This window comes from Rhodospirillum sp. A1_3_36, from assembly GCF_047263945.1.
In the GTDB taxonomy this organism is placed as follows: domain Bacteria; phylum Pseudomonadota; class Alphaproteobacteria; order Rhodospirillales; family Rhodospirillaceae; genus Rhodospirillum.
In genome coordinates, this window is record NZ_JBLAVB010000019.1 from 8,787 (window position 1) to 35,487 (window position 26,701).

Here is a 26,701-nt window from a genome sequence, read left to right on the forward strand (position 1 = left end):
TCAATTCGGCCGTTTGTCTTCGAGTTCATTTGACTCTCCTTTACGTTCCTTTTGGGTTCCGCTTGACCGCGTCAATCGCGCTGTCAAGAAGGAGTTTGCCCTTGCTGCGAGAAGGTCTCTAGTCCGCTAAACCCCGACAAACCGTCGTTATTCCCCGTAATTGCAAAAAGACACCAAAGGCTCGCTGCGGCTCGGTCGAACGGAAAAAGCGCTGGGACCCCAAAATATGCGAGACCTGGGCGCAATCGACGATTGCTTGCCAAGGCTCCTCAAGCTCTACTGGCCTGTTCTCGCGTTTAAATCGTGGGTGTGGTCATGGGGGGGGAGGGCGACATGAAACAATCCGCGTTGGACCAAGCCGAGGACCTGTTGGCACGTGGCGGGCGGGAGGAGGCCATCAATCTCCTTCGGGCCGCTGCGGAGGGGGCCTCCGACCCCTTCCCAATTCACCTGCGGCTCGGTCAGGTGTTTTTCGTCGCCGGAATGTACCCGGAGGCGCTGGCCGAGTTCGACCGCGCCGCCGAGGGGCCTCGGCCGAACGCCGACGTTCACCGCAAGATCGGAGAGGTCCGCCTACAGCTGGGAGACGCGGCCGGAGCCGAGGCGTCCTATCGGCAGGCCATTTCCCTGGATCCATCGGACAAAAACGCAACCGATGCCCTCGCGCATCTCCTGTGGGAGTGTGGCCGTGTCGACGACGCCAAGGCGGCCCGCCGCCCTTATCTGGAGGTCGTATCGGCACGGATCGCCAAGACCCAACCAGCGTCGTGGGCCACGATGCAGAATGCCCAGAGCGCGCTCTTCTCGGCGACCGATGGGGCGGAAACCCTCGAAATCATGCGCTCCTGGGTCGACCGTTGGCCTGGTAACGTCTTTGTTCACGCGGCCTTGATTGTGGCATTGCGCACTCGAGGGGCAGGTCAAAAGGCTTTGCGAGAGGCCTACGAAAACCTGCGGCCCTTGCTCCAGAATCCCACACCGGAAATCCTGGCCGCAGCGACGAGAATTGCTACTGAACTGATGAATGGGAAGCTGGAGAAGGAAGGCGAGGAAATTCTTCTTGGCCTCATCGACGCATTTCCCGAAGACATCGGACTCCACTTACAGCTCGCCTTGAAGAAGGAGCGCGTTGGAGACAAAGAGGGAGCGCGGTCCTTCAGCCGACGGCACGCCGAGCTTCTCACGGCAAAGACGTTTGAAGCCCCAAGCCTGTTCAGGCCGGATGTCATGAATATGGTGAACAGTTGGTTGCGCGCCGACGAACCGGAGGCGGCTGTAGCCGCGGGGCGGCGCATTCTGGATCGTTTCCCGGGGAATTCCGGGGCTCAGCTATGTTATGCCGCCGCCTTGGCTGGCGCCAAGGACGCGGAGGGGCTCCGCACTCTCGTTGCTTCGGTGCTCGAAACCATGAGCCAGCAAGCGGTGACAGCTCACGGCCCCGACTATCGCTTAATAGCCGATGCCCTCGCGACGGCCTGTTCGCAGGACGAAGCCATCGCCTTTTTGGAGAAGGTTGGCGAGGTTGCGCCGGACGTGGCCGAGACCTTCAATAAGTTGGCTCACCTTCACGGCGATGGAAACCCGCGGCGCAAGGACGCCTTTCGGCGGGCCGCCCGCGCCTTCGCCAAGGCGATCGAGATGCCACGACCCTGGGCCACGGGGGCGGAGCGCGCGATCCAGTCATGGCTTTCGGCTGGGGATTGGGAACAGGGCTTGGCACTTGCCTTGGCGCTCGTCGCCGAACATCCGGACAGGCCGAACGTGCACCTTTGGGCCTTGCGATGCCTTGCCGCCATTCCCGAAGCGACGGATTTGCAAGACGCGTGGCGACGCTACCAACCTCGTTTGAGCGCTTTGACGATACCGTTTTCCGGGTCAATTCCCGACCTAATGCAAAAAATGAGGCAACTGCGACTCAATCGGGAGGCTTACGAATACTTGAGAATTATCGAGCCGTTGATTGTTCCTACCCCCGATTTTTATGCGCAAGGTGCCACGCTGTGCCAGCAGCTCGGTGAATCCGACGGCGAAACGGAGTTCTACGAAAAGAAAATAGATCTCCTGAAGAAAATGGTAAAATCCAACAATGGTCAACCGAGTTCGCAAGATGTGGAGATTGTTTCAGATCTTTTGTCCAGGAACAGAGAAAAGGAAGCGGTGGCCGTGGCGGTGGAAGCGTGGGAAAGGAATCCCGAGGCGCTGGATGCCCTCTTGCCCGTTTTCCGGGTCCTTCAGGTTGTTGTGGACGAGAAGCTGTTTGAGAGAGCTTGGTCCCAGTTCTCATCCAAGCTGACATCATTGAAGGCCAGTGACTACCAGTCAGCGAAGAAAATATTAAAGCTTTTACTGGATACGTCTCCTTGTCGCGTTGACCGATTGAGAGAAATAATTTCCTATCTTATCACCGTAGCTCCAAATGATGACGAGGTCTATAGTTACGCTAGCACTATGTGCAATAAAATTGGCGACTCAAAAGGAGAGCGCGAAAATGCGAAGCAGGAGGCTGATATCATTCAGGCATCCTGGAATCCGGGCATGGAAGGCTGGCTAAGCAAGGCAAAAAAATTAACAAGGGCATTGATGATAGCTGGTGAAATGCCCGCCGCGAAGCGGATTGTCGCGGATGTGCTGAAATATCACAAAGATAACATTCAAGCTTGCTTATTCGCGATGGATTTTTATTCAAATGAAATGAACGTCGATGTTGCCGATGAAATTTGGGATGTGCTTAAAGACCATCTTGAGACCAACAATAATTGGTCGATTCCAGCGCTTCATAGGGCGGCGAAATTTTTCCAAGAAATGAATCAATTCGAAAGAGCTCTGTTGTTGACTGATAAACAGTTGGATTTACGTAAAGATGGAGCAGAATTGTACAAAAATAGGGGTATTTGCTTAAAGGAGCTCGGGAGGAATGACGAGGCCAACGATAGCTTCCGAATGGAGGCAGAATGTGTAACGTCACTGTTAAAAGGTGATTATTATGATAAAAGGAAATGGGCACGTGAAGTTTTTATGTTGTGGAATAAACTGGGGGAATCTAAACGAGCCTTTGATGAGTTGAGGGCATTCCGGGACTCTCATCGACAAAATGTATCGGTGAACTGCATGTACATTTTGGCTTTATTGGAGCGGCCAAATCCTGTGGAATTGGATGAGGCCCTGGAGGGACTTTTATCCTGTGAACGGGGAACGGATGCGAAGGGTCTGGACGAGGTTATCGCCTTATCTTCAACCTTGGTCTCGCTCATTCCCCAGTCTGAAAACGTTAGCCGCCTTATTGAGTGGTTGGAAAGCGAGCTCGGTGACGAACCGCAAGTAATGCAGATCAAGGCGGGCGTCTCGCGTCAGCGCGGGAACTCCGATGAAGCGGCCCGCCTGTTACGGAAACGGGCGGAAATTCTCACTGACATGGCCGTCTCGAGTCAGTGGCGGAGGCCGTATATCCGAACGCTTATTCAGGCTTGGCTCGAGGCGGAAGATAGCCAGTCCGCCTACCGGGAGGCGCGACGCTACATTGATTGCCATCCGGGTCAACCTGAGTCTTACAACATGCTCCTCCAGCTCCTTGCCGATACGGAAGGCGACCGGGAGTATCTCCAACTCCTGAATGATCTTTGGGACAAGTGGCCGGGAAATCGGCTGATCGGGTCCCGACTTATAAAATATCATGTCTCAAGAGGTAATAATGAGCGAGCAGCTGTTTATCAGGCTTCCATAGCCCCCCCTAATTCCCAACATCCATCCTTTTTGATAACGGATACGAAGAATCTCCCAGAGAACGAAGCGCATGATAAACTGCGCGGTTATTTTGATGAATATAAGAATAGGCCGGATCTTCTCAGGAAAGTATATGAATGTCAAAACGCGGTTCGGGATGGACTGGGCGCGCGGCGCACCGCCGAGCGATTGGTTGAAATCTATCAAGAAGCGGTAAATCTGGACGGCTCGAATTTCGAGACACGATATATGCTCGGAATGTACCAACAGGTTCTGGGCGAGAACGACCGGGCACTGGAAAATTTACGTCGAGCGGTTGAGTTGAAGCCCGATGATGTTAAGGCGCTTGGTCGCCTTTTCGGACAAGTGACGGGCTTTGGTGGTGGCGACGAGAACGCGATTGCCCTGTTGGATAACGCGGCCAGGGAACACCAACACCTCCGTGCCGCCGAATCTCTTTGCCACCTGTATGCCCATGCGCTTCATCGGTTGGGCAACAAGTCCGGTGGGACAGCGCTCCTTGTGCCGGCGCTCATGCTTCTGAGCCGCTTCCCTCGGGGAAACCTGCACAACAGCCGCCACCAAATGGCGACAATGGCGCTCGACCTCTTCGACCGCTTGAATGATCCGGAGGAACGGCAAGCACTCGCCAAGGCGGTCGCCGAGCCGGTGTTCCTTCCATGGATGGCGATGATCGACCCCGAGGAGGCGAGGGAGCAAGCGAGGGAATGGCTGGATGCCTATGAGAGCGGTCGATCTCCCGCGCTTCATCTCTCTCTCGCGGTCGACTACCTCAAGCGAGCGTTATCTCTGACGGCCGAAGACAGTGTCATTCGCCAGACCTATACCTCCGAATTGGCGCGGTTGCTCTTCCGCATGGTTCAGGTCGACCCCACCCCGGATGTGGTCGCGGGCGTCATTACCCTCTGCCGGGACATGATCGACCGGGGAGAGGAAAGTTACCTGCGGGAGGCCATGCTAGAATCCGGCGCGGCCATCCGCGGACTGTTTCAGCGAGACCGCTGGGAAGACGTCGTCGCCCTGGCCAATGTCGTGGGCGAGATTGGCGACCGATTGCGAAACCTCCTGCCATCCTGGGGTCAGCGGGAGACGTGGCTGTCAACGACACAGGAAAATTTCTCGAACGCCGCTTATGCCCTGTATCGACTCGGTCGACCGGAAGAGGCGGTGGCTGCGCATGAGCGGGGCCTCGCGACATTGATGCGCGATGAATTGGCTCTTCGGGATCTGGAACTTGACCACCTTAGGCGCGCCGTCGCGGAGCGGCGGCGGGAAGAAGATGGGCCTCGGCTGGAGGACGCGCTCGCGACGTTCGAGACGGCCCGGCTGGAATGGGCGCGCTGTTGGGAAGAGCGGTTGGGCAATCGCGTTGGCGATGGCGAGGCCAATCGGACATCCCTGGGCGCTATGCGCGACGTCCGCGACCAGTTGGCGCGGTCGGTGGAAGAGTTGCGTCAATGCCCGGGCTTGCATGGATTCCTCGCCCCGCCGGGATACGGGGAGATCAGGTCCGCTGCCATGGAAGGCCCCCTGGTCTATATTCTGTATTCGTCAAAAGGTGGAGTCGTCTTCATCGTCGGAAAATCACTGAAGACCATTGCCCTCCCGTCTCTCACGACGTCGGCCGTGTCAGCGAAAATCAACACCTACCTCTTCCATTACCGCCGGTATCGCGCGGCCTTGGCCGCCGCTGAAACAGACCCTGCCCCGTCCGCCGAGCACGAGACGCGACGAACGCTCGTGCGTTGGCTGCGGGAAATGGACCAGTGCCTGGCGTGGCTGTGGGACACCGCCATAGGACGGTTGGTTCGGGAGTTGAAAAGTCTGGACGCGCGGCAGGCGACCATAGTGGGCGGAGGCCAATTGCGCGTCTTACCCTTGGCTGCGGCCCATACCTCATCAAGATTCGCGCGCTTCGTCTTCTTTCTCCGCCACGGGAAGCACCCTCCTCCCCTGGCGAGCCCGCGACGGTCCTATGCCATTGAATCCGTATGCTTCGGCACGGCGGCGAGCGCCTTTGCCCTAGAGACCGCCCGACGAGCGCGGGCGTCGACGCGATCTTCCGAGCGTTTGATAGGATTTCGTTGGCTGTCCACGGGTTACGCGGGGTTCGACCGCGAAATGAAAGCCGCACTTCAATGTTATCCCCCTCCGCACCACGAAGTGGCTGCGCCGGATCCCCGTCACCCGGACAGCAAAGCGGATTTTCTCTCGCTCCTCGATGGTGGATCGGCGTCGGTCTTGCAGTTTTCCGGCCATGGGAAAAGTGATTTGGACGACCCGTTGAACAAAGCAGGCCTTCTTGTCGGATTAAATGGTGGCGCGGAAGATTGGCTGACAGTCAAGGAAATCCTGCTTCACCCCATTGCGCTGCGCGCTTGCGTGCTCTCTGCCTGCGAGAGCGGTTTGGAATCGAAAAGGGACATCCCACACGAAGCAATTGGTTTACCTGCGGCCCTCGTTCATAGCGGTGTCGCCGCCGTTGTCGCCCCCCTGTGGACCGTGAGTAATCGGGCCACCTCGGAAATTGTTAGCCGGTTCCACCAGAACTGGCCATCATCGGATAGTCCAGCCCGAGCGCTAAGGGAGGCCCAGTTGTGGCTTCGGAGCGCATCTTGGCGAGACTCGGGTGAGCGTGATGGCCCTAATTTCGTATCGAGGACGATGGCTCGCGCCGGGGATATTCGCGATATGGACGGACCCTTTCCGGTGCCGGTGGCCCCTAGGGAACACTCCGGCCCAGGCCCATTTGACGATGTTCCAACGGATCACCCGTTCTTTTGGGCGGCCTTCGTTTGTACGGGCGCGTAGAGTGCGGTTGCACGGGCGTCTGAAGTAGGGTTAATCGCGCCCTCCCCCCATCCCTCGAAGGGAACAAGGCGGCTGTGATGGGTTCGTGAAACCCCGGATCGTCGAGGCGCACCCGCAAGTAGTCCCGAGGCTCGGCGTCACGTGTCCGGGCCTCCCAAGCGTCCCCGACCTGAATGTTTCCCATCAAGACGCGGAACGCGGGTGCGTTTTGGTGGTCACGAGCATCATTGGGAAGCAGAGAAACCTTGGCATTCAGGGACAGGGTTCGGATAACACCCGTCCAACCACCATCCCTGGTCGCTGTAAATTGACCGATGATGCTCATGTCCGATCATCCCCTTCGAAAGGGGGCGGACCAACGGACGGTTGGGTTTCATCCATCCGTGGTTTTCGTCCCCTTCGCCTGGGTTGCTCCCCCTCATCGAAGCCGGGCAGATCCTCCTTGCGAGCCTTGGCGAAGGCGCGATCGCTGTCCAGAAAGGCCTCCAGCATGAACGGGATCAGGTCGGCGACGGGTTCCGCTTCCCCATAGGTGGCCTTGTACAGGGCGGCATAGTCCCGCAGGGCCAGTCCCAGGTCGGCGTTGACGGAGATGGTGATCTTCATCGGCGTGCGGTCGGGGAGTTTTCCCAGTTTCAGGTTGGCCATGGTCGGTCTCCTCATCCCTGGTAGGGGCGCAGCACCAAATCCCGCTGGACAATGACGCGCAGCGGCCAGCCGGGGCGGATGGTGATGGTGGGTTGGATGTTCAGATTCTTCTCGGTGATCCGCTGCCCGGCGCGGTTCACGTTGGACTGGCTGGATTCCCTGACGGCGCGGAGAAGGTCACTTTCACCCTCGCCAAAGGTCAGTTCGGAGCCCACGCCCAGCAGGGTGGCCAGGGCGATGCCCTTCACCAGCCGCCAGGTGTGGTAATCGACCTCGTCCTCCAGCCCGGCGTAGCCCGCCGCGTCGGTGGCGGGGAGGTTGTCGACCTCGATGGAAGAGCCGTCGGGCATGACGATCCGCCGCCAGGCCAGCAGCGCCCGGGACTGGCCGAAGGCCACGACGCTGTCATAGGTGCCGATCAGCCGGGATCCCTGGGGGATCAACAGGAACCGGCCGGTCACCGTGTCGTGGACGTTCTCGGTCACCTGGGCGACGACAAGACCCGGCAGGTCGGAATTGATGCCGGTGATCAGGCTGGCGGCGATGACGCTGCCCGCCATCACCTGATAGGGGGACGCCGGGGTCTGGAGGGGATGGGGATTATAGATGCCGCCCCCGTCCCGCTGGCTCAGGAAGTCGAGCTTGCGCTGCTGGTTGTTCTGGTCGCGCTCGGGATCGAGGGTCAGTTGGGTGCTCTCCGACACGGGGAAGGCCGATAGGTCCGGTGAACCACCCTGCCCTAGCATGGCCTTCGCTGACTGAGGCGCCCTCTGCTCGATGCGGAAGAAGACGCCCGCTTCCCGGGCCTGGATGGCCTGGCGCGCCAGGCGCTGTTCCGCTTCCGAGGGGCCTTCACCCCGGGGTATCAACCCCTGGGCCTTTTGCTGAGCCAAGATCGGACGACCCAGATCGCCGGGTAAAGGCGGCCCCAGGTCGGGCGCCTCCGGCTTTATCTCCGAGTAATCCCCCGGCAAGGCGGCGAGACCATCCGGCGTTGGCGCCCTGCCCGTCTGGAGGAGGTCCACGGAGGATTGTCCCTGTCGAAAGGACGGCGCCTGCAGGGCCAAGAGCGCCAGCCCCAGCACCCCCGCCGCAGCGATGGCGGTGCCGCCGATCACCACGCCCTTGCGGAAGCGCGTCACCCGGGGCTTGGGGCCACCGCACAGGTCGAGCTTGGTCATCGGCCCGCCTCCCGGCCATCGATGCGGGTGATCCGCACCACCTGCTGGGGGTCGGTGCCCAGACGCAATTCGGCCGCGGCGAAGAGGCGGTCGACGATGTAGTACGACCCCCGCATGCGGTAGTTCACCAGAGCCGCCTCCCCGTCCGTGCCCACCACGAAGAGGGGCGGCGCCTCGCCCTGATCGATACGGCGGGGGAAGGCGATGTAGACCTTGTGGCCGTCGTCGAAGACCCGGGTCGGCTTCCAGGGTGGGCTGTCGCCGGAAATCGCGTAGCGGAAGTGGAGGCTGTCCACGGCCACGTTGGGAGCAATCGGCGCGGCGGCCTCGGCGGCGGCATTGCGGCGGTTCAGGGCCAGGAGTTGGTCCCGGGGATAGGTCCAGGACAGGGCAGCCATGGCGGTGGTCTCGGTGCTGCGCAGTTGCAGATGATAGGCCCGCCGGTCGGTGGTGATCACCAGATTGGTGGTCAGATCCGGGGCGAAGGGTTTTACGAGTACATGGGTGCGCTCGGAACTCCCCGATCCACTGACGGTGTCGCCGATCACCCAGCGTACCGTGTCGCCGGCGGAGACGGCGGTCAGGGTTTCCCCGGGCTGGAGGGCGATGTCCGTTACCCGCTCCGGCGCGGCGTAGAGCTGATAAAGCGCGCCCTCGGCATAGGGATAGACCTGCATGGCGTTGATGTAGCCGTGTTTGGTCGGTTCCCGGGTGGCGGCCTTGTTGGCGTCGTCCACCCGTTCTTCCGGCGGGCGGGTGTCCTCGGCGCTCTTCCCCGGTAGCGGCTGGAGCTGTCCCGGCAGGGGCAGAACCTTGGGCACCTCGACCACGGTCACGGGGCGCGGTGGTTCCACTTCCACCTGGGCCGGGCGAAACTCTTCGCTGTCATAGGAAATCACCGGCGGTGGTGTCCGGGTGGCGCAGGCGGCCAGGACCAGGGCCGACGCGGAGAGGATCAGGGGGGCTTTCATGGCGTGCTCTCCTTTGTGGGGTCGGGAGCCGGACCGGGCGCGGTCGTATCGAGGTCCCGCGACCAGTCGATGGCGGTGACGAAGAGGCCCAGGGGATTGGCCCGCAACTGCTCCACCGAGCGCGGTGTCCGCAGGGTGATGGAGAGGATGGCGGTCCAGCGCTCCGTGCCCGTCAGGCTTCCCCGCTCGAACACCCGTTCGGTCCAGGCCACCTGGAAGGACTGGTCGGAGGCCCGCACCACGCTGGTCACCTGGACGGAGACACTGCGGGTGCCGATCTGGCCGAAGGGGTCGTTGGCCTTGGCGTAGTCGTTGAGAAACAGGGCCGCCCGCCCCGTGACGAAGTCGTAGGCGGACAGCCAGTCGCGGCGCACCAGCACGGGGTCGGTGGAGATGGAGCGCACCTTGGTGATGAAGCGGGCCAGGTGCCAAGCGATCTGGGCGTAGACGGGCTGGTAGTCCTGGACGGCCGGGGCGATGGCCCGGGCCTCGCCGAAGCGGTCCACTTCCACCACATAGGGCGTGACGCGACTTTGCAGGGACTGCCAGAGCAGCCCGCCGGAGAGCCCCACCGACAGGGCCAGACAACCGAAGGCCATGAGGCGCCAGTTGCGGGCCTGGACCCGGGCCGTGCCGATGCGCTCGTCCCAGAGTTGAGCGGCTTTCTGATAGCGGGTGACGGGCTCCGGCGTGGTGCCGTAGCGCTGGATGGGTCGTTTGAACAGCATGGCTCAATCGTCCTTGTCCTGGAGGGAGGGGCTGGCGCCACCGCCGGAGCGGTCGCCGTCCTTGACCGCCTGGGCCACCGCATGGCCATGGGCTCGGGTCCGCTGTTCCGTGCGCAGACGGCGCGCCCAATCGGGAGGGCCATTGGGACTGGCGGTCGATCCGGAGGACGCCTCTTCCGCCATAGCGGCTGTCGGTTTGCCGCCGGTGGCGGTCCAGGCGGTCTTGCGACCCCGGTCGACTTGTTGCTTGAGAGAAGAGGACGCCCGTTCGGCGGCGGCGCGGGCGCCTCGGGCGGCGGCACCACCCGCGCCTCGGGCCATGCCGCCCAATCCTCCGGCGACACCGGCCAAGCCGGAGCCGGAGGTCGCCCGTCCCAGGCCATAGGTGGAAGAGGCCGCCGATCCCATGGCCGTCCCGGCGCGGATCGCGGCCATGCCGCCGCCAGCGGCGAGACGGGCTCCGGCCACGGCGGCGCCTCCTCCCAGGATCACGGCCCCCGCGGCGGCACCGGTGGCGCCTAAGGCAGCGCCCGCGCCCAGTTGGGGCGCGCCGGAAACCAGTCCCGATGCAATGCCCGGTCCGAAAATTCCCAATCCAAGAAGCGACAAGGCGCCGAGCACCTGGGACATGGCCGCCGCCAGATCCGGCTCCTGCCCTTGCAGCCCTTCCGTGAAGGTGGCGAACAGCGTGGAGCCGATGCCGATGATCACGGCCAGCACCATCACCTTGATGCCGGAGGCCACGACATTGCCCAGCACCCGCTCGGCCAGAAACGCGGTCTTGTTCCACAGGGCGAAGGGCACCAGGACGAAACCCGCGAGCGTCGTCAGCTTGAACTCCAGGACGGTGATGAAGAGCTGGATGGAGAGGATGAAAAAGGCGATCAGCACCAGGAACCAGGAGAGCAGCAGCACGAAGATGGTCAGGGCATTGCCGAAGATCTCCGGGAAGCCCACCAGGCGGCTGACCTGCTCCAGCAAGGGCCAGGCGGCCTCGAAACCGATGGCGGCGATGCGACCCGGGTGAAGCAGGTCCTCGGCGGCCAGCAGACCGGGCACGGCCTCGATCCCCAGACCCGTGAAGGACTGGTAGAGGGTTTCCGCCAGATCCTGGAAATTGTTCAGCAGGTAGGCAAAGACGCCAACGTAGAGCACCTTGCGCAGCAGTTTCCCCAGGACGTTGTCCTCGCCCCCCAGCGCCCAGAAGAGACCGGCCAGGGTGATGTCGATGCCGATCAGAATGGTGGTGAGGAAGGCCACGTCCCCGGACAGGAAGCCAAAACCGCTGTCGATATAGCGGCTGAAGGTGGCCATGAAGCCGTCGATGATGCCCAGGTCCCCCATGTGCCGCGCCCCCTCATTGGCCGGAATAGGCGGTGCCGGAGCCGAGGAAGCGGCGGGTGGTTTCGCGCGCCGCTTCCTCGGCCTGGGCCTTGCGGGCGGTGTCTTCCGCCTGGGCACGGCCCTGGGCGGCAAGCAGACTTTGGATCTGCATCTGCTGTTTGGCCGACAGGGCGATCAGCTGATTGGCGGCCTGCTGGGCCTGGAGCGCGCCCGTGGCCCCCTGGCTGTGGTTGACCAGATCGGCGAGCAGGCCCTCGTCGGCCCGGACATTGGCGACGATCTGGGACTGCACCCGCATGGTCCGCTGGTAGGCGCCCATGGCGCTTTGCCAACGCGCCCGCGCGGCCTCGGCCATCTCCAGGGTGGTGGCGTCGGTACCGTAGCCGTCGGGGTATTGGGCCGACCACTGGCTGTCCAACTGGTCGAGGTCGAAGCTCAGGCCCTGGGCCTGGGTCATCAGGCCATCGATGCGGGTCAACGCGCCCTGGATCTGGCCCAGGGAGGAAAAATCCAGGCTCTGGAGATTGCGGGCCATGTTCTGGAGCATGGTCACCTGGTTCTGGATCTGCTTCACCTGATTGGTGATCTGCTCCACGGCGCGGGCGGCCTGGAGCAGGTTCTGGGTGTAGTTGGTGGCGTCGAAGACCGGCCAGGCCGCTTCGGTCGGCGCGGGTTCCGACAGGAACAGGGGCGCGGCCACCAGGACCGCGAGGAGCGGGAGTCTCATGGGCTCTCTCCAGTCTGGGGGAAGGAATCGAGGAGATCGGCGGCCCAAGCGAGGCCCTTGGCCTCCAGGAAGGTTTTCGTGAAGCCATCCGGCCCCTGTTCCGTGAGGAGCCTGTCGATCAAAGCCTGGGAGGCGGGATCGGACGCGCCGCAGAGGGCCAGGGCCGCCGGCCCGAGGCCCAGGTCGAACAGCCGGTTGCCCCGGCGGGATTGCAGATAGTAGTGGCGCTTGGGGGTGGCCTGGGCGATCAGGTCGATTTGCCGGTCGTTAAGCCCGAAGTGGGCATAGGCGGTCCGGGACTGGGGTTCCACGGCGCGGTCGTTCGGAAGAAAGATGCGCTGGGGGCAGCTTTCGATGATCGCCGGGGCGATGGCGCTGTCGGCGACATCGGCCAGGGACTGGGTGGCGAAGACCACCGCCACGTTCTTCTTGCGCAGCACCTTGAGCCATTCCCGGATGCGCGCGGCGAAGAGCGGATTGTCGAGATAGACCCAGGCCTCGTCCAGGATCAGCAGGGTCGGCTTTCCGTCGAAGCGGGCTTCCAGGCGATGGAACAGATAGGTGAGCACCGGGGGTACCACGGCGGGCTGGTGCATCACCTCCTCGGTCTCGAAGCATTGGACGTCGGCCCGGGCCAGACGGTCCTCGGCGGCGTCGAGCAAGTGACCGAAGGGGCCGTCCAGGGTGTAGGGCTGGAGCGCCGCCTTCAGGGCGTTGGATTGCAGCAGCACGGAGAGACCGGTGAGCGTCCGTTCCTCGGGTGGAGCCGAAGCCAAATTGCCCAGGGCGGACCAGAGGGCCTCGTTCACCTCGGGAGTGACGGGGACGCCTTCGTGGAGGAGCAGGCCGCCGATCCAATCGGCCGCCCAGCTTCGGATGGCCGGTTTGTCGATATCCCGCAGGGGCTGGAAGGCCAAGCCGCCCTCGGCGCCCAGGACATGGTGCTCTCCGCCCATGGCGAGAACGGCGGCCCGGGCCGACTGGCCCTTGTCGAAGAGGATCACCTGGGATCCGGCGTAGCGCCGGAACTGCAGGGCCATTAGGGCGAGCAGCACGGACTTCCCGGCTCCCGTGGGACCGACGATCAGCATGTGCCCCACATCGCCCACATGGGTGGAGAGGCGGAAGGGCGTGGAGCCGGAGGTGTCGGCATGGAGAAGCGGGGGACCGTCCAGATGCCGGTTCCAACTGGGTCCGGCCCAAACCGAGGACAGCGGCATCAAATGCGCGAGGTTCAGGGTATGGACCAGGGGTTGGCGCACATTGGCGTAGACATGTCCGGGCAGGCTGCCCAACCAGGCCTCAACGGCGTTGACGCTCTCGCGGATACAGGTGAACCCCAGGCCACCCAGGATCCGCTCCACGGTGCGGGCCTGATCTTCGACGGTCTGGCGATCCGCGTCGAACAGGGTGATGGTGGTGGTCAGATGGCCAAAACCCACATGATCGCCGCCCAGGGCCTGGAGAGCCGCGTCGGCGTCCAGGGCCTTGTTGTCGGCGTCGCTGTCCACCAGGGGCGCGGGTTCGTTGGTCAGAACCTCGCGGAGCAACACGGCGATGGATTTGCGCTTGGCGAACCATTGGCGGCGTAGGCGGGTCAGCGCCCGGGTGGCCGCCGTCTTGTCCAGGGGCAGGAAGCGGGTCACCCAGCGGTAGGCAAAATCCTGATGGTTGAGGGCGTCCAGCAGCCCGGGCCGGGTGGTATTGGGAAAGCCGAGCACCGTGATGGTGCGCAGATGCGTCTCCCCCAGCATGGGCTCGAGACCGCCGGTCAGGGGCGTGTCCACCAGAACGCCGTCCAGGCACATGGGGATGTCCGGCGACTTTACCGGGTGCCGTTTGGTGGACACCGTTCCATGCAGGAAGGTCAGGGTGGCGCCATCGTCCAGGGGATGGATCTCGGGCAGCAGGTCGGACAACAGGTCCAGGACCCGGTCCGTTTCCTCCCGGAACCGCTCCAGCTCCCGCCGCCAGTCCCGGGCGTTTCCCTCTCCCTTCCGGTCGCGCTCGAGCAGGACCGTTTCGGTGCGGGCCTGGGCGTCCGGCGGCGGCAGGTAGGTCAGTGTCAGATGGGTGCGGCTTTCGAAGTGCCTCCCTTGCCTGCCGTCTTCAAAGGCCGCGCGCCGTTCCTCGTCGACCAGCCAGGAGGCGGCATCGGGACAGGTGGATGTGGGATAATCCTGGGCCTCCCGGCGCTCGGCGTCGAAGAACAGCACCCGGCCGGAGCCCAGACGCTTCAGGGCATTGTTCGCCCGGGCGCAGAGGGCGACCAGTTCGGCTTCCGTTGCGCTGTCCAGGTCGGGGCCGCGAAAGGCGAAGGTCCGCTGGAAACTGCCATCCTTGTTGAGGACCACCCCGGGCGCCACCAGGGCGGCCCAGGGCAGCAGGTCGGCGAGGCGGTCGGCCCGCCCGCGATATTCGGAGAGGCTCAGCATCGCCACCATCCCTTCTGCCGGAGGTGGCGGACCAGGACGGGCAGGAAGTCGGGATCCCGCTTGGCGGCCAGGACGGCCAGGGTATGCCCGGCGACGAACAGGCCCAGCCCGGCGATCCATTGCTGGAGCCCCAGGCCGATGGCGGCCGACAGCGTGCCGTTGAGGATGGCCACCGAACGGGGCGCTCCGCCCAGCAGGATCGGCTCGGCCAAGGAGCGGTGGACGGGGATCTCGAAGCCGTCGATGTGTCCCCCGGCCATCACACCAGCGCTCCGCCGCCGAAGGAGAAGAAGGACAGGAAGAAGCTGGACGCGGCGAAGGCGATGGAGAGGCCGAAGACGATCTGGATCAACCGACGGAACCCGCCGGAGCTTTCCCCGAAAGCCAGGGCCAGACCGGTGACGATGATGATGATCACCGCGATGATCTTCGCCACCGGACCCTGCACCGATTCCAGGATCCGCTGGAGCGGCGCCTCCCAGGGCATGCCCGACCCCGCGGCATGGGCTGGGGCGGCGAGGATCGCGGAGAGAACAACCGACGACGCGAGAACCAGGGCTTTGCGCATGACGAAAACTCCTTTTCAACGCTGGGACGGTGGTGCCGGGGACAGGTCGGTCATCCGGTAATCCCCGTCACCGTCCAGGCCGGAAACCTCGGCGATGGTCTCCACCCGCCGCGCGGAGCCGCGCCCGGATAGGAAGACCACCAGATCGATGGCTTCGGCGATGAGACGGCGGGGCACAACGGTGACGCTCTCCTGGACCAGTTGCTCCAGGCGGTAGAGGGCCGAACGGGCCGAATTGGCGTGCAGGGTGGCGATGCCGCCGGGGTGCCCAGTGTTCCAGGCCTTGAGCATCTCCAGAGCCTCGGCGCCCCGGACCTCGCCGACGATGATCCGGTCGGGCCGGAGCCGCAGGGTGGAGCGCACCAGATCGGCCAGGGACACCACCCCGGGCCGGGTGCGCAGGGCGACGCAGTCCTTGGCGGCGCATTGGAGTTCGCGGGTGTCTTCAATGAGGATCACCCGTTCGTTCCGGGCGGCGACGACAGCGAGAAGGGCATTGGCCAGTGTCGTCTTGCCCGAGGAGGTGCCGCCGACGATCAGGATGTTCTTCCGGTCGCGCACGGCCTGGGCGAGAACATCCACCTGGACCTTGAGGATCAGGCCATCTCGCAGGTAGTCGGCCAGCAGGTGGATGCGCGACGCCGGTTTGCGGATGGCGAAACAGGGACCTGTCGCCACGGGCGGCAACAGCCCCTCGAAGCGCTCTCCGGAGGGGAGTTCGGCGCCGACGATGGGATTGTCGGCGTGGACTTCCGCCCGGACGTGGGAGGCGACGAGGCGGATGATCCGTTCGGTCTCGGAAGGGTGGATGCGCACGTCGGCGCTCCCCCTCCCCTCGCCCAGGCGGTCGATCCACAGGGAGCCGTCCGGATTGACCATCACCTCGATGACGGCGGGATCGGCCAGGGCCTGGGCGATCACCGGCCCCATGGCGGTGCGCAACATGGCCCGGCGGCGCTCTTCGGAGGTATCGGTCATCGGTCCTCTCCCTGGGACTGGTCGAGCGACCGCTTCCCGCCCGCGATCTGGCGGCCGACCTGCTCGATGAATTGCTGGAAGCGATCACGCGCCACCGCCTGGGCGGCCCGGTCGGGCACGGGGGCATGGGCGTTGAAGGTGAGGTAGAGCTTGACGAAGAAGGCGAGGCTTTCGGTCAGCACGTCCAGATCTCGCCGGACGAGCCCCAGATCCCGGGTCACCCGGTCGAAGCGGATGCGGAAGGCCTCGTCGATCCCGGAGGCGCCGCGATGGCGGATGTACTGGCGCAGGGCATCGGCGATGATCGCGGACTTGGAGACCCCTGGCTTGGCCGCGAGGGCCTCCAACTGGGCGCTGATCTCGTCGTCGAGATAGATGTTGTGGCGCGGTTTCATGGATCCTCACCCCGGCGAAAGAAGGCTCGGGACAGGATCGGACAGGTCGTCGGAATCTCTTACAGCGCCACTCTACGACGACGCACGCTCATGTGCGGAGCGGCATCAGAAGCCGTCCAAAAGGTCCCGCTCGGGTCCCATGGCTTCATTGACGCCATAGACCCGGGAGGGCGGGTCGGCACGGTCCATCATCGCCTTGTCGGCGGCGATGTCGGGGTCGTCGTCCAGGAGGTTCGGCAGATCCGCTTGCATGGGCTCGGGCGGCTTCGCGGCCTCCTCCCCCAGGCCCGGTTGGAGCTGCTTACGGTGGCCGCCCTCGTCCGTGGAGCCGTTTTCCTCCCGACCGTCGTCGGGCATCAGACGACTGTCCACGGGGCGCACCTGTCCGCTCCAATCGTCGGGACGGGGCGCGGGACAATCCAGATAGGCTTCGTCCGACAGAGAGGGGGCCGCCAGCACCCGCTCCGTGAAATTGCCGTCCTCGTAGTAGCGCAGCTTCCTGGCCCGGATCGGCGCGAGGCCGGAAACCAGCACCAGTTCCTCCTCCGGCGGAAGTTGCATCACCTCCCCCGGCGTCAGCAGGGGACGGGCGGTCTCCTGGCGGCTGACCATGACGTGAGAAAGCCAGGGCGCCAGCCGATGGCCCGCGTAGTTCCGCATGGCCCGCAGTTCCGTCGCCGTACCCAGGGCATCGGAGATCCGCTTGGCCGTGCGCTCGTCATTGGAGGAAAAGGCGATCCGCACATGGCAGTTGTCGAGGATGGCGTTGTTCTCCCCGTAGGCCTTGGAGATCTGGTTGAGGCTCTGGGCGATCAGGTAGGCCCGGATGCCGTATCCGGCCATGAAGGCCAGGGCCGTCTCGAAGAAATCCAACCGCCCCAGGGCGGGGAACTCGTCGAGCATCATCAGCAGCTGGTGCTTTCGCGTTTTCCCTGGGTCACCCTCCAGTCGTTCGGTGAGGCGCCGCCCGATCTGGTTCAGCACCAGCCGTACCAGGGGTTTTGTCCGCGAAATATCCGAGGGTGGGATGACCAGATAGAGGGACACCGGATGTTTGGCGTCCATGAGGTCGGCGATGCGCCAGTCGCAGGCCGAGGTGGTGCGGGCGACCACCGGATCACGGTAGAGCCCGAGGAAGGACATGGCGGTGGAGAGCACCCCGGACCGCTCGTTCTCCGACTTGTTCAGCACCTCGCGCGCCGCCGAGGCCACCACCGGATGGACCCGGGGGTCCTCGGGCGTACCCAGGTGGTTGGTGGCCATCATCCGCCGCAGGGTGGCCGTGAAGGTCCGCTGGGGATCGGAGAGGAAGGCGGCCACCCGGGCCAGGGTCTTCTCCTCCTCGGCGTACAGCACATGGAGGATCGCGCCCACCAGCAGGGCATGGCTGGTCTTCTCCCAGTGGTTCCGGCGCTCCAGGGCGCCCTCGGGATCGACCAGGATATCGGCGATGTTCTGGACGTCGCGAACCTCGTCCGGCCCCTTGCGTACCTCCAGCAGGGGATTGTAGCGGGCGGAGCGTGGGTCGGTGGGATTGAACAACAGGCAGTGGGAGAAGCGCGCCCGCCACCCGGCGGTGAGCTGCCAGTTCTCGCCCTTGATGTCGTGGATCACCGCCGATCCGGTCCAGGAGAGCAGCGTCGGCACCACCAGCCCCACGCCCTTGCCCGAGCGCGTCGGCGCGAAGGCCATCACATGCTCCGGCCCGTCGTGGCGCAGGTATTTATCCTCATGCCGCCCGAGGAACACCCCCGCCGCGCGGAACAGCCCGGCCTTGCGGATCTCCCGCCGGAGCGCCCAGCGCGAGGACCCGTAAGTGGTGACGAGACGGCTCTGCCGCGCCCGCCAGAGGGACCCGACCACCGCCGCGGCGCAGCCCATGAACCCGCTGGCCCCGGCGAGCATCCCCGCCCTGTCGAAGACCTCGGGCGCGTAGGCTTCGTAGAAATACCACCACTCGAAGAGCTTCCAGGGCTCGTAGACCGGCCAGCCCAGGAGAGTGAACCAGGGCACGCCCAACCGGGCCTGATAGCCCAGCATGTCGGCGCACCACTGCGTGGCGGACCAGACACCCAGGAGGACGATGGCGAAGACGACCAGGATCTGGCCGACGAGGAGTTTGGTGGGGGTCATGGGGATCGCTCCGTTGCTTGAGGCGGACGGAACGAGGGTGGCGTGGATGGGCGGGAACGCTTATGGGCTTTATGTGCGCGCAATTACGCTGTCGGAAAGAGCGGACCAATCTCCGTTCCATAGAGATTTATGATTGAAGCCACCGCGCATGCCCCTGTCCTCACCGTCTCTACTTGACACAATGGGACAGAACGCGCACCAAACGTTTTACAACCCCAGGGCAAAGGTGACATTCGTGGCAAACGGAGCAAGGACGGGCGGACACTCGTCTCCCCGTATCCCCAGCGGTGTCTGGATTCTGGGACTTGTCAGTCTGTTAATGGACATCTCGTCGGAGATGATCCACGCTCTCCTGCCCCTATTCATGGTCACCACCCTGGGGGCAAGCGCCAGTCTGGTGGGGCTGATCGAAGGCTTGGCCGAAGCCACGGCCCTTTGCGTGAAAGTCTTTTCCGGCCCCTTCAGCGACTATCTTGGCCGCCGAAAAGGTCTCGCCCTGCTCGGCTATGGCCTGGGAGCGGTCTCCAAACCCCTGTTCGCCTTGGCTCCGGGGATCGGCGTGGTGCTCTCCGCCCGGCTGATTGATCGCGTCGGAAAGGGCCTCCGCGGCGCCCCCCGCGACGCTCTGGTGGCCGACCTGACACCTCCCCCCATCCGAGGCGCGGCCTATGGATTGCGCCAATCCCTGGACACCGTCGGCGCATTCACCGGGCCCCTCTTGGCGGTGGGGTTGATGGTGCTGTGGTCCGACGATTTTCGCGCGGTCTTCTGGGTCGCGGTCATCCCAGGCATGCTCGCCGTCGCGTTGCTCGGCCTGGGCCTACGGGAGCCGAAAGCCACGCGGGCAACCAAGCGACATAATCCCATCACCCGGGCGGCTTTACGACGCCTCGACAGTCGCTATTGGAGCGTGGTGACCTTGGGCGCTGTTTTCACACTGGCCCGCTTCAGCGAAGCCTTCCTGGTCCTGCGCGCCCAAGGAACCGGGATCCCGCTCGCTCTGGTGCCCTTGGTCATGGTGGCCATGAACATCGTCTATTCCCTATCCGCTTATCCCTTTGGAAAGCTGTCAGATCGGATCGGCCTCCGTCAACTGCTTGGGTGGGGTTTGGTCGTCCTGGTCGCGGCCAATGGCGTACTGGCCTGGAACGGTCATTGGGCCACGGTGTTGGTTGGCGTCGCCCTGTGGGGACTGCACATGGGCATGACCCAAGGATTGCTGTCGGCCATGGTGGCCGAAGCGGCTCCCTCCGAATTACGCGGTACAGCCTTCGGCCTCTTCAATCTGGTGAGTGGTCTCGCCCTATTGCTGGCCAGTGTCGTCGCGGGGCTTCTATGGGATCACTTCGGTCCATCGGCCACCTTCCTCGGCGGTTTGGGGTTCTGTGTCCTCACCTTGATCGGGCTCCTTTCCCGGCGCGCCACCCCTTCGACTTAGAGTGCCTTCGAGATATCGTCATCCGGCGGGGGCAACGTCATTTGAACCAGAAGTCCCGGCTCGGCATCCAAAAGCTCAAGCCGCCCCCCATGCAAATCCACGATGGCCGCCACCAGACTCAGCCCCAACCCCGTCCCCGGCGTGGAACGACTACGATCCAGACGGACGAAGCGTTCCAATACGCGTCCGCGGTCTCCCTTCGGAATTCCCAGGCCGTTGTCCCGAACGGACAGAACCGGCCCCGCCCCCGTCGCCCCCCGGTCCACCGACAGGATCACCCGCGTCGGGACGGGGCAATGGCGGAGGGCATTGTCCACGAGATTGACAACCGCCTGAATCAGAAGCTCCCGATCGCCGCGCGCCGGAGTCACGCCATCCGCCACCTCCAGCAGCAAGATATGCCCGGCATCCTCGGCGGAGGCTTGCAGGATCTCGTGCACCTGAGAGGCCAAGGCCCCAAGGTCGATGGCTTCCATTTTCCGATCAATCGAACCGGATTGCAGACGGGCCAGGCGGAGGATCGCGTCGAAGATGTGCGTCACCCCGTCCAAATCCGAAAGGGCCGTTCCAATCTCCCTTCGAATCTCTTCCGGTAAATCCGAATCCAGGACACGGGATTCCAAACGCATGCGTAAACGCGATAACGGCGCGCGCAGATCGTGGGCGACATCCGTCGAGACCTGACGAACCGCGCCCATGCTCGCTTCCAACCGATCCAAGGTCGCATCCACCTGTTCGCCAATCCGCCCCAGGTCGTCTCTGGCCGTGTCGCGGATTCTCGCCCCGAGGTGACCGGTGCGAATTTGATCGAGCACCCCCTCCATATGGGTCAGCCTGCCCTCGTTCTTGCGGGCGACAACGACGGCCAAGGCGATGGTCAACAACAGGGCTCCCCCCAAACCCCAGGCCGTGGTCTGCAACAGGACTTCGCCACTGTCCACGACCCAGGCCTCGTCCCGGGCGGCCAGAACCCAGCCCAGGGGGGTGCGGACCCCATAGGCATAATAGGCATCGGGATCATCGCCCCCGTTGGCCGACGCGGAGAGGATATCGCGCCCCACGACCAACAGACGAGGCCCCTCGAAGGGCGCCTTGACCCTCAGATTACCGATGGTTTCATGCGTCGCGCCGTCGATGAATGAAACCAATGTCGTGCCGTCGCGCCAGACGCGGGATTGGACTTCGACCTGTTCGACCAGATCTTGCCGATCTCCGCCCAGCGCGGTGCGGCTCAACCCTTCCGCCATGGCCTTCACATCGGTTCGCAGACGCTGTTCCAACTCCCGGGACTGCAAGGCATAGGTCACGCCGCCCGAGGTAATCGCCCCGATAACGAAGACCGCCGAGACGCCCAAGGCGAAGCGCATGGACCAGGAGCGGCGCCGTGTCATGGTTGAAGCACATACCCCACGCCATGCAGCGTGACCAGAAGGGCCTTGGCGAAGGGCTTGTCGATCTTGTTACGCAGACGACTGATATGGGTCTCCACGACACTGGTCTTGGGATCGAAACTCAGCCCCCAAACGGCTTCCAGCAAGATGGTCCGGGTTTGGACCCGGCCGGGTCGCTCCATGAAATACTTCAGCAACAGGAATTCCCGCGGTTGCAGTTCGATGCTCCGCCCCTCCCGTGTCACCTCGCGCCGGAGCAGGTCCAGCTTGAGGTCACCCACCCGAAGTTCGGTAACCTCGTCCTTCAGGGCCGGGCGGCGGGCGATGGTATCAATGCGGGCGAGCAGTTCGACGAAAGCGAAAGGTTTGACCATATAGTCGTCGGCCCCGGCCCTCAGCCCCTCGACCCTGTCGTCGACGGCGCCCATCGCGGTCAGCAAGATGACCGGAGTCTTGATCCGCGCGGCCCGGATAGCCTTCAGGATAGACAGTCCATCCAGCCCCGGCAGCATCCGATCCAAGATGATCAGGTCGAAGGGTTGCACCGTTGCCTGGGTCAGGGCTTCGCGCCCATCGGTGACGTGGTCGACGACATGGCCTTCGCCGCTCAATCCTTTCAGGATGTAGCTGGCCGTTTCCACGTCGTCCTCGGCGAGAAGAATATTCATGGGCGCATCTTACCAGACAAGAACAGGACAATCCGCCCGATCCTAGATCAAACCGCCTTAAATCGGATCCGATTTAAGGCGGTTTGATCTAGGATCATATAGATAGAGCATCGCGTGGACCGGAAAACCGGAACCACTTTTCCGTTCGATGCTCTAGGCGGACCGGGCGGACATGGCTTGTCGCCACCTGTCCGGGATCAATCGTCGTCCCGCTCTCCATCCTCGTGGTCGTCGAGAGGGGTCCCATCCGGGTGGTCTCCCACCATCAGGGCGGTCATGCCCGACGCCAGGACATCACCGGACTTCGCGTCCACTTTCACCGTCCACGGCTCGCCATCCGCGCCCACGACGGTGGCCTCGTAAACGCCCCGGCCATCCTCGTCATTGAAAGCCACGGCGGCCAAGTCGCCGGCGTGAACCTTGAGGGCGGATTGTCCGGCCTGTTCAAGGGACAGGGTGGCGGATTGGAACATCTGGGCCTCCGCCCGATCCATCGGTTCGGCCTGGGCGATCAGGGGAACGGCGAAAGCCACGGTGGCGACAGTGGCGAACAGGGGTTTGGTCAACATGGGAAAGTTCCTTTTCACTTGGTTCAGGCGTCGCTGCCTGTCCCCAAGGATTTAACGCCCCGATCCGACGTTCCATTTTCCAGCTTCTTACAATTTCGTAAGACCGAAATCCCACTTTCCGGGTTCCCCGTTTCTCGCTCGGAAAACGACCGATCTTACAAATCCGTAAGATCCCGGAGATTTCCCTCGGGATCGCGCCTGTCATTGATCATGGGAACGAGCCCACCGGGCGCTCGTGGATTGATTCAATGAGGCTCCTTCATGCGAAACTTTCTTCTCTCCGCCGTTTTGATCACCGTTCCCGTGGCCGGGTTCACGCTGGTGGACCTGGCCCTCCCCCCGTCGTCCGCCGCCCCCGCGGATCAGGTCCATGCCAGTCCAGGTCTTGGAGACCTGTCGGACTACGAGGCGATTGTCGCCGACACCCAAAAGATCGCGGCGACCGGAGACCTTTCCGCCGCCGAGACCCGCATCACCGACCTGGAAACCCTGTGGGACGACAACGCCGGGCGCCTGCGCAAGGCCGCCCCCAACGCCTGGGGCGCCGTCGACGAGGCGGCGGACGCGGCCTTTTCCGCCCTGCGCGCCGATACACCCGACGCGGCCCAGGTTGAAAAGGCCCTGACCGCCCTGATGACGACCTTGAAGGCACCCACGCCTCTGGTGGCCAGCGGTCCCGTTCGCACCGTCGCGGGCATTCCCGTGACCGACGAAGCCGGGCGTCCCCTGCCCTGCGAGACGATGCTGTCCGACCTTCGGGACGGCATTGGAAAAGCCACCCCTCCAAACGCCGTGGCCGATCTCCAGGCCAAGGCCCTGGAACGCTGCAACGCCGATGACGACGCCCGGGCCGACGCCTTCTCCGCGCAAGCCCTCTCCCTGCTGGTGAAAGGATGACCCCTTCCATGACCGCCACCACCGCCACCGCTTCCCTCGGAAGGTCCCCTGCCCGGGACGCCGACGTCAACCGCGTTCCCGAACCAACCATTGGCTTCTGGATCATCAAACTGACCGCGGTCACCATGGGCGAAACCGCCGCCGATTTCCTGGCGGTGAATCTGGGACTCGGTCTGACGGCGACCTCCCTGTTGATGGCCCTTGTCCTAATCGCCGCCATGGTCTGGCAGTTCAGGCAAAAACGCTATGTGCCCGCCACCTATTGGGGCGCCGTGGTCCTGATCTCCGTGGTCGGAACCCTGATCACCGACAATCTGACCGACAATCTGGGGGTTCCCCTTCTCACGTCGACCATCGGATTTACCCTGGCCCTGGGAGCAACCTTCACGGCCTGGTACGTGTCGGAACGAACCCTGTCGATCCACGAAGTCTTCACGGGTCGCCGCGAGGTGTTTTATTGGTTGGCGATCCTGTTCACCTTCGCCTTGGGTACCGCTGTCGGCGACCTGATTTCCGAGGACTTCGGCATCGGCTTCGGTGGGACGGGCATCCTGTTCGGTCTGATCATTGCTTCCCTGGCCCTGGGATACTTCGTTCTGGGCCTGGATGAACTCTGGGCCTTCTGGCTCTGCTATATCTTCACCCGCCCCCTTGGCGCCTCCTTCGGAGATCTGTTGGCCCAACCCCATGACTACGGCGGGCTGGGCCTGGGAACCGTTACGACCAGCGCCGGCTTCCTCGCCGTGATCGCCGGAACGGTGGCGCTGATGAGCGCCCAGCGGGCAATCGCAAACAAGATGTGAACCGATCCGATGCACGCGGCGGCCTCTCACAATGACCGCCGCGTGACTCTTGGCCCCTATCACGAAGGACAAAGCTTTTTTCTACAAATCAAGCCAAGTTTCCGCTCATATTTTTGATCACCCCACCCCCATCCCCCGTTGCCGCCCGATGGTCCAGGAGATTCCACCGTCGCCCCGCATGATGCCCGAGACCTGCTTCCCGATGTGGCGGTCGAGAACAGGTCTCCAGGGGACCAGGGTGAACTCGCGGGACTTTTCGATCAGGGCATATTTCCCACTGGCGAGATCCACGACGCGCCGGAGCGATCCCTCCACGCGCTCTCCCTGGTGGTGTTCCACATAGGTCCGGCCCAGTTCCTTGGAGAGTTGTCCGGCGACGCGGGCGAGTTCCCGCCTCCTCAGTCTGGCGAGCATGGCGCGGTGATAGGTGACTTGGCCCTGATCCTCCGTCGCCAGACCCTCCGCGATCAGCCAACGGCGGCGTTGCTCCCGCGCCTCCCGGACCTCCCGTCCGAACCCGGTGTCGCGGAGTGGCGTCGGTTGGTCGGAGATCAAATCCCGATCCAGCCAGGTCGCGCCATCGGCGCCCACCTGCCGATCCAGGGAAAGACGGGAGAGCGTTTCGACGACGACCGGCGTGGCCCGGGCGCGGGTCCGTTCGTAGACCACCACCCGGTCGAGGTGATCGGGCGCGATGGTCCAGCTTCCGTCCGGCTCCCGGATCACGCCATCCGTGGCCCGGCGGATGGCTTCCAGGCGACGCTCATGGGTTCGCGCGAAATCCTCCGTCGCCCGGGGGTCGTGGGACAGGTGCAGGTCGATGCTGTAGCGGCCACCGTTGGCGGCGGCGACCTCGGCGATGGTGCGATCCGCCTTGCGCGGTTGGAGGCTCGCCGGGCTCACGCGGACGATGCTCCCTTCCGGTGTCGGTTCGACCATCTCACCTTGGCCGATATCGATGTAAAGGGTGCGCCCATCAACGGCATCGATGATGAGGTAATGACGGTCGTTGATCTCGTCGGAGAGGCCCCGGGCCATCACCCGCCCGATGATGGGCTGGGTCGTGGCATCCATCGGATCATAAATCGCATAGTCGGCGGCGGACCGGGCGTGGTCCTTGCCGGTCATCTCCCGGTGTAGGGTTTTAATGATGTCGCCGCGTTCGCCCATGCGGCGGAGGGTCTCCTCCAGATCCGTGTCCAGACACCAGACGCCACGCCGCACTTCCTCCGCCAGCCCCAACCGCTCCAGTTTCTTCAGACGGCCCGCCCGCAGGGTCTGGCGGAAGGCGTCTCGGTCGGAGGCGGAGACCATCCGGTCGTCATCCATCTCGCGGAGGAGACGGCGGTCCAGACTGGTCAGCCGTTCCTGCTCGACCTCCTGGCGGAGCCGGTCCTCGATCTCCCGGTCCGTGCGCGGGCCAAGATCCAGGCTCACCAGATCCGCGGCCCGTTCGCGCATGCCCGTGGTGATGTAATCGCGCGCGATGATGAGATCCTTGCCCCGGTCATCCTTGCCTCGGACGATGATATGGCTGTGGGGGTGGCCGGTGTTAAAATGGTCCACGGCCACCCAGTCGAGATTGGTACCGAGGTCCTCCTCCACCTGGGCCATCAGGCGACGGGTGAGCGGCTTCAGGTCGTCATAGGCGGCCCCGTCCTCGGGCGAGAGGATGAAGCGGAACTGGTGGCGGTCGCCCTCGGCGCGGTCGAGGAAGGCCTTGCCGCCCACCCGGTCCCGCTCGGCGCCGTAGAGCTGGCCGCGTTCCCCCTCCCGGGTCACGCCGTCCCGTTGGATATAGCGCAAGTGGGCCCGCGCGCCCTTCATGCCCTTGCCCGCCAATTTGATGACGCGGGATTTGATGATGACCCGGCGGCGACGGAATGCGGCATGGCGGTCCCGGCTGGCGAGGACACGACCGGCGCCCGCCCCCCGCCCGATGCGCGCTCCGGAGAAGCGGGATTTGCCCGCCTTCCCCGTACCGGTCCGCGCGAGGTTCGAGACGGCCAGAATGCGATGGAGATATTTGCGTCCCGCCTTCGATCCACCGGAGCGGATTTTCCCGAGTTTCGGCTGGAAGTCGTCGTCATCCGACATGGGTCGTCTCCCGATGAATGGTGCCATGCGAATTCAAGGAAACCAGGACCTTGGAGAAGGCTTGGTGCTCGGGGGGATCCCATGGCACCATCCGTGCCTCTCCGAAAAAGGATGTGCGGACAAGGGCCTAACCGCCGCCAGAGGCGAAGGTGGTGCCCCAGCTTTATCTTGCCCTCCC

General features: G+C 63.8%; 21 protein-coding genes. 4 read left to right on the top strand and 17 right to left on the bottom strand.

What is annotated here, in order from left to right; translation table 11 throughout:
• Positions 1 to 333 precede the first annotated feature (333 nt).
• Positions 334 to 6,552, top strand: a complete 6,219-nt coding sequence (locus ACLIRY_RS22700) for a CHAT domain-containing protein (RefSeq protein ID WP_413207710.1) — start codon at positions 334 to 336, stop codon at positions 6,550 to 6,552.
• Here the strand turns inward: ACLIRY_RS22700 and ACLIRY_RS22705 are convergent.
• The 13 genes from ACLIRY_RS22705 to ACLIRY_RS22765 form a co-directional block, all read right to left on the bottom strand.
• Positions 6,464 to 6,877, bottom strand: coding sequence for a DUF736 domain-containing protein (locus tag ACLIRY_RS22705; RefSeq protein WP_413207711.1), 414 nt, complete (start codon positions 6,875 to 6,877; stop codon positions 6,464 to 6,466). The two genes, ACLIRY_RS22700 and ACLIRY_RS22705, sit on opposite strands and share 89 nt — an antisense overlap.
• Positions 6,874 to 7,200 (bottom strand): DUF2274 domain-containing protein, encoded by a 327-nt coding sequence (locus ACLIRY_RS22710; RefSeq protein WP_413207712.1) that lies wholly within the window; start codon positions 7,198 to 7,200, stop codon positions 6,874 to 6,876. Before ACLIRY_RS22710 ends, ACLIRY_RS22705 begins: the two co-directional genes overlap by 4 nt.
• Before the next feature lie 11 nt (positions 7,201 to 7,211).
• Positions 7,212 to 8,381: a TrbI/VirB10 family protein gene (locus ACLIRY_RS22715; protein WP_413207713.1), complete on the bottom strand. Its 1,170-nt coding sequence runs from the start codon at positions 8,379 to 8,381 to the stop codon at positions 7,212 to 7,214.
• The gene (trbG, locus tag ACLIRY_RS22720; RefSeq protein ID WP_413207714.1) at positions 8,378 to 9,352 is read right to left on the bottom strand and encodes a P-type conjugative transfer protein TrbG; all 975 of its coding nucleotides are present in this window, start codon (positions 9,350 to 9,352) and stop codon (positions 8,378 to 8,380) included. The genes ACLIRY_RS22715 and trbG overlap by 4 nt, the downstream gene beginning before the upstream one ends.
• Positions 9,349 to 10,080, bottom strand: a complete 732-nt coding sequence (trbF, locus tag ACLIRY_RS22725; RefSeq protein WP_413207715.1) for a conjugal transfer protein TrbF — start codon at positions 10,078 to 10,080, stop codon at positions 9,349 to 9,351. Before trbF ends, trbG begins: the two co-directional genes overlap by 4 nt.
• Positions 10,081 to 10,083: 3 nt before the next feature.
• A complete protein-coding gene (trbL, locus tag ACLIRY_RS22730) occupies positions 10,084 to 11,424 on the bottom strand; it encodes a P-type conjugative transfer protein TrbL (protein ID WP_413207716.1) in 1,341 nt (446 codons plus the stop codon).
• 13 nt (positions 11,425 to 11,437) lie between these two features.
• The gene (trbJ, locus tag ACLIRY_RS22735; RefSeq protein ID WP_413207717.1) at positions 11,438 to 12,151 is read right to left on the bottom strand and encodes a P-type conjugative transfer protein TrbJ; all 714 of its coding nucleotides are present in this window, start codon (positions 12,149 to 12,151) and stop codon (positions 11,438 to 11,440) included.
• Complete coding sequence (trbE, locus tag ACLIRY_RS22740; RefSeq protein WP_413207718.1) at positions 12,148 to 14,586, bottom strand: conjugal transfer protein TrbE; 2,439 nt, start codon at positions 14,584 to 14,586, stop codon at positions 12,148 to 12,150. The genes trbJ and trbE overlap by 4 nt, the downstream gene beginning before the upstream one ends.
• Positions 14,580 to 14,846, bottom strand: a complete 267-nt coding sequence (locus ACLIRY_RS22745) for a VirB3 family type IV secretion system protein (protein WP_413207719.1) — start codon at positions 14,844 to 14,846, stop codon at positions 14,580 to 14,582. Before ACLIRY_RS22745 ends, trbE begins: the two co-directional genes overlap by 7 nt.
• The gene (locus tag ACLIRY_RS22750) at positions 14,846 to 15,154 is read right to left on the bottom strand and encodes a TrbC/VirB2 family protein (RefSeq protein WP_413207720.1); all 309 of its coding nucleotides are present in this window, start codon (positions 15,152 to 15,154) and stop codon (positions 14,846 to 14,848) included. The genes ACLIRY_RS22745 and ACLIRY_RS22750 overlap by 1 nt, the downstream gene beginning before the upstream one ends.
• A gap of 15 nt (positions 15,155 to 15,169) precedes the next feature.
• Entirely contained in the window at positions 15,170 to 16,132 is a 963-nt protein-coding gene (gene trbB, locus ACLIRY_RS22755; protein WP_413207721.1) for a P-type conjugative transfer ATPase TrbB, read from the bottom strand.
• Positions 16,129 to 16,527, bottom strand: coding sequence for a CopG family transcriptional regulator (locus tag ACLIRY_RS22760; protein WP_413207722.1), 399 nt, complete (start codon positions 16,525 to 16,527; stop codon positions 16,129 to 16,131). The genes trbB and ACLIRY_RS22760 overlap by 4 nt, the downstream gene beginning before the upstream one ends.
• Before the next feature lie 105 nt (positions 16,528 to 16,632).
• Entirely contained in the window at positions 16,633 to 18,660 is a 2,028-nt protein-coding gene (locus tag ACLIRY_RS22765) for a conjugal transfer protein TraG (RefSeq protein ID WP_413207723.1), read from the bottom strand.
• Between the two features lie 181 nt (positions 18,661 to 18,841).
• On the opposite strand from ACLIRY_RS22765, the gene ACLIRY_RS22770 reads away from it, so the two are divergent.
• On the top strand, positions 18,842 to 20,098 hold the full coding sequence (locus tag ACLIRY_RS22770) for an MFS transporter (protein ID WP_413207724.1): 1,257 nt from the start codon (positions 18,842 to 18,844) through the stop codon (positions 20,096 to 20,098).
• Here ACLIRY_RS22770 and ACLIRY_RS22775 read toward each other — a convergent pair.
• The 3 genes from ACLIRY_RS22775 to ACLIRY_RS22785 all read right to left on the bottom strand — a co-directional run bounded on the left by ACLIRY_RS22775 (position 20,095) and on the right by ACLIRY_RS22785 (position 22,726).
• On the bottom strand, positions 20,095 to 21,489 hold the full coding sequence (locus tag ACLIRY_RS22775; RefSeq protein WP_413207725.1) for an ATP-binding protein: 1,395 nt from the start codon (positions 21,487 to 21,489) through the stop codon (positions 20,095 to 20,097). The two genes, ACLIRY_RS22770 and ACLIRY_RS22775, sit on opposite strands and share 4 nt — an antisense overlap.
• Complete coding sequence (locus ACLIRY_RS22780; protein WP_413207726.1) at positions 21,486 to 22,157, bottom strand: response regulator transcription factor; 672 nt, start codon at positions 22,155 to 22,157, stop codon at positions 21,486 to 21,488. Before ACLIRY_RS22780 ends, ACLIRY_RS22775 begins: the two co-directional genes overlap by 4 nt.
• Before the next feature lie 197 nt (positions 22,158 to 22,354).
• Positions 22,355 to 22,726 (bottom strand): PepSY domain-containing protein, encoded by a 372-nt coding sequence (locus tag ACLIRY_RS22785; protein WP_413207727.1) that lies wholly within the window; start codon positions 22,724 to 22,726, stop codon positions 22,355 to 22,357.
• Between the two features lie 261 nt (positions 22,727 to 22,987).
• On the opposite strand from ACLIRY_RS22785, the gene ACLIRY_RS22790 reads away from it, so the two are divergent.
• The gene (locus ACLIRY_RS22790; RefSeq protein WP_413207728.1) at positions 22,988 to 23,623 is read left to right on the top strand and encodes a hypothetical protein; all 636 of its coding nucleotides are present in this window, start codon (positions 22,988 to 22,990) and stop codon (positions 23,621 to 23,623) included.
• Positions 23,624 to 23,631: 8 nt separating this feature from the next.
• Positions 23,632 to 24,426: a hypothetical protein gene (locus tag ACLIRY_RS22795; RefSeq protein ID WP_413207729.1), complete on the top strand. Its 795-nt coding sequence runs from the start codon at positions 23,632 to 23,634 to the stop codon at positions 24,424 to 24,426.
• 117 nt (positions 24,427 to 24,543) lie between these two features.
• Here ACLIRY_RS22795 and rlxS read toward each other — a convergent pair whose 3' ends face one another.
• The gene (gene rlxS / locus ACLIRY_RS22800; RefSeq protein WP_413207730.1) at positions 24,544 to 26,523 is read right to left on the bottom strand and encodes a relaxase/mobilization nuclease RlxS; all 1,980 of its coding nucleotides are present in this window, start codon (positions 26,521 to 26,523) and stop codon (positions 24,544 to 24,546) included.
• Positions 26,524 to 26,701 lie beyond the last annotated feature (178 nt).

Excerpts from the sequence above, each read along its gene's own strand:
- trbE (WP_413207718.1), bottom strand. The coding sequence starts at position 14,586 with ATGCTGAGCCTCTCCGAATATCGCGGGCGGGCCGACCGCCTCGCCGAC.
- ACLIRY_RS22710 (WP_413207712.1), bottom strand. The coding sequence starts at position 7,200 with ATGGCCAACCTGAAACTGGGAAAACTCCCCGACCGCACGCCGATGAAG.
- ACLIRY_RS22770 (WP_413207724.1), top strand. The coding sequence starts at position 18,842 with ATGGGACAGAACGCGCACCAAACGTTTTACAACCCCAGGGCAAAGGTG.
- ACLIRY_RS22790 (WP_413207728.1), top strand. The coding sequence starts at position 22,988 with ATGCGAAACTTTCTTCTCTCCGCCGTTTTGATCACCGTTCCCGTGGCC.
- ACLIRY_RS22700 (WP_413207710.1), top strand. The coding sequence starts at position 334 with ATGAAACAATCCGCGTTGGACCAAGCCGAGGACCTGTTGGCACGTGGC.
- ACLIRY_RS22765 (WP_413207723.1), bottom strand. The coding sequence starts at position 18,660 with ATGACCCCCACCAAACTCCTCGTCGGCCAGATCCTGGTCGTCTTCGCC.
- ACLIRY_RS22715 (WP_413207713.1), bottom strand. The coding sequence starts at position 8,381 with ATGACCAAGCTCGACCTGTGCGGTGGCCCCAAGCCCCGGGTGACGCGC.
- ACLIRY_RS22795 (WP_413207729.1), top strand. The coding sequence starts at position 23,632 with ATGACCGCCACCACCGCCACCGCTTCCCTCGGAAGGTCCCCTGCCCGG.
- ACLIRY_RS22760 (WP_413207722.1), bottom strand. The coding sequence starts at position 16,527 with ATGAAACCGCGCCACAACATCTATCTCGACGACGAGATCAGCGCCCAG.
- trbB (WP_413207721.1), bottom strand. The coding sequence starts at position 16,132 with ATGACCGATACCTCCGAAGAGCGCCGCCGGGCCATGTTGCGCACCGCC.
- trbL (WP_413207716.1), bottom strand. The coding sequence starts at position 11,424 with ATGGGGGACCTGGGCATCATCGACGGCTTCATGGCCACCTTCAGCCGC.
- rlxS (WP_413207730.1), bottom strand. The coding sequence starts at position 26,523 with ATGTCGGATGACGACGACTTCCAGCCGAAACTCGGGAAAATCCGCTCC.
- ACLIRY_RS22780 (WP_413207726.1), bottom strand. The coding sequence starts at position 22,157 with ATGAATATTCTTCTCGCCGAGGACGACGTGGAAACGGCCAGCTACATC.
- trbG (WP_413207714.1), bottom strand. The coding sequence starts at position 9,352 with ATGAAAGCCCCCCTGATCCTCTCCGCGTCGGCCCTGGTCCTGGCCGCC.
- ACLIRY_RS22745 (WP_413207719.1), bottom strand. The coding sequence starts at position 14,846 with ATGGCCGGGGGACACATCGACGGCTTCGAGATCCCCGTCCACCGCTCC.
- trbF (WP_413207715.1), bottom strand. The coding sequence starts at position 10,080 with ATGCTGTTCAAACGACCCATCCAGCGCTACGGCACCACGCCGGAGCCC.
- ACLIRY_RS22705 (WP_413207711.1), bottom strand. The coding sequence starts at position 6,877 with ATGAGCATCATCGGTCAATTTACAGCGACCAGGGATGGTGGTTGGACG.
- ACLIRY_RS22775 (WP_413207725.1), bottom strand. The coding sequence starts at position 21,489 with ATGACACGGCGCCGCTCCTGGTCCATGCGCTTCGCCTTGGGCGTCTCG.
- ACLIRY_RS22750 (WP_413207720.1), bottom strand. The coding sequence starts at position 15,154 with ATGCGCAAAGCCCTGGTTCTCGCGTCGTCGGTTGTTCTCTCCGCGATC.
- ACLIRY_RS22785 (WP_413207727.1), bottom strand. The coding sequence starts at position 22,726 with ATGTTGACCAAACCCCTGTTCGCCACTGTCGCCACCGTGGCTTTCGCC.
- trbJ (WP_413207717.1), bottom strand. The coding sequence starts at position 12,151 with ATGAGACTCCCGCTCCTCGCGGTCCTGGTGGCCGCGCCCCTGTTCCTG.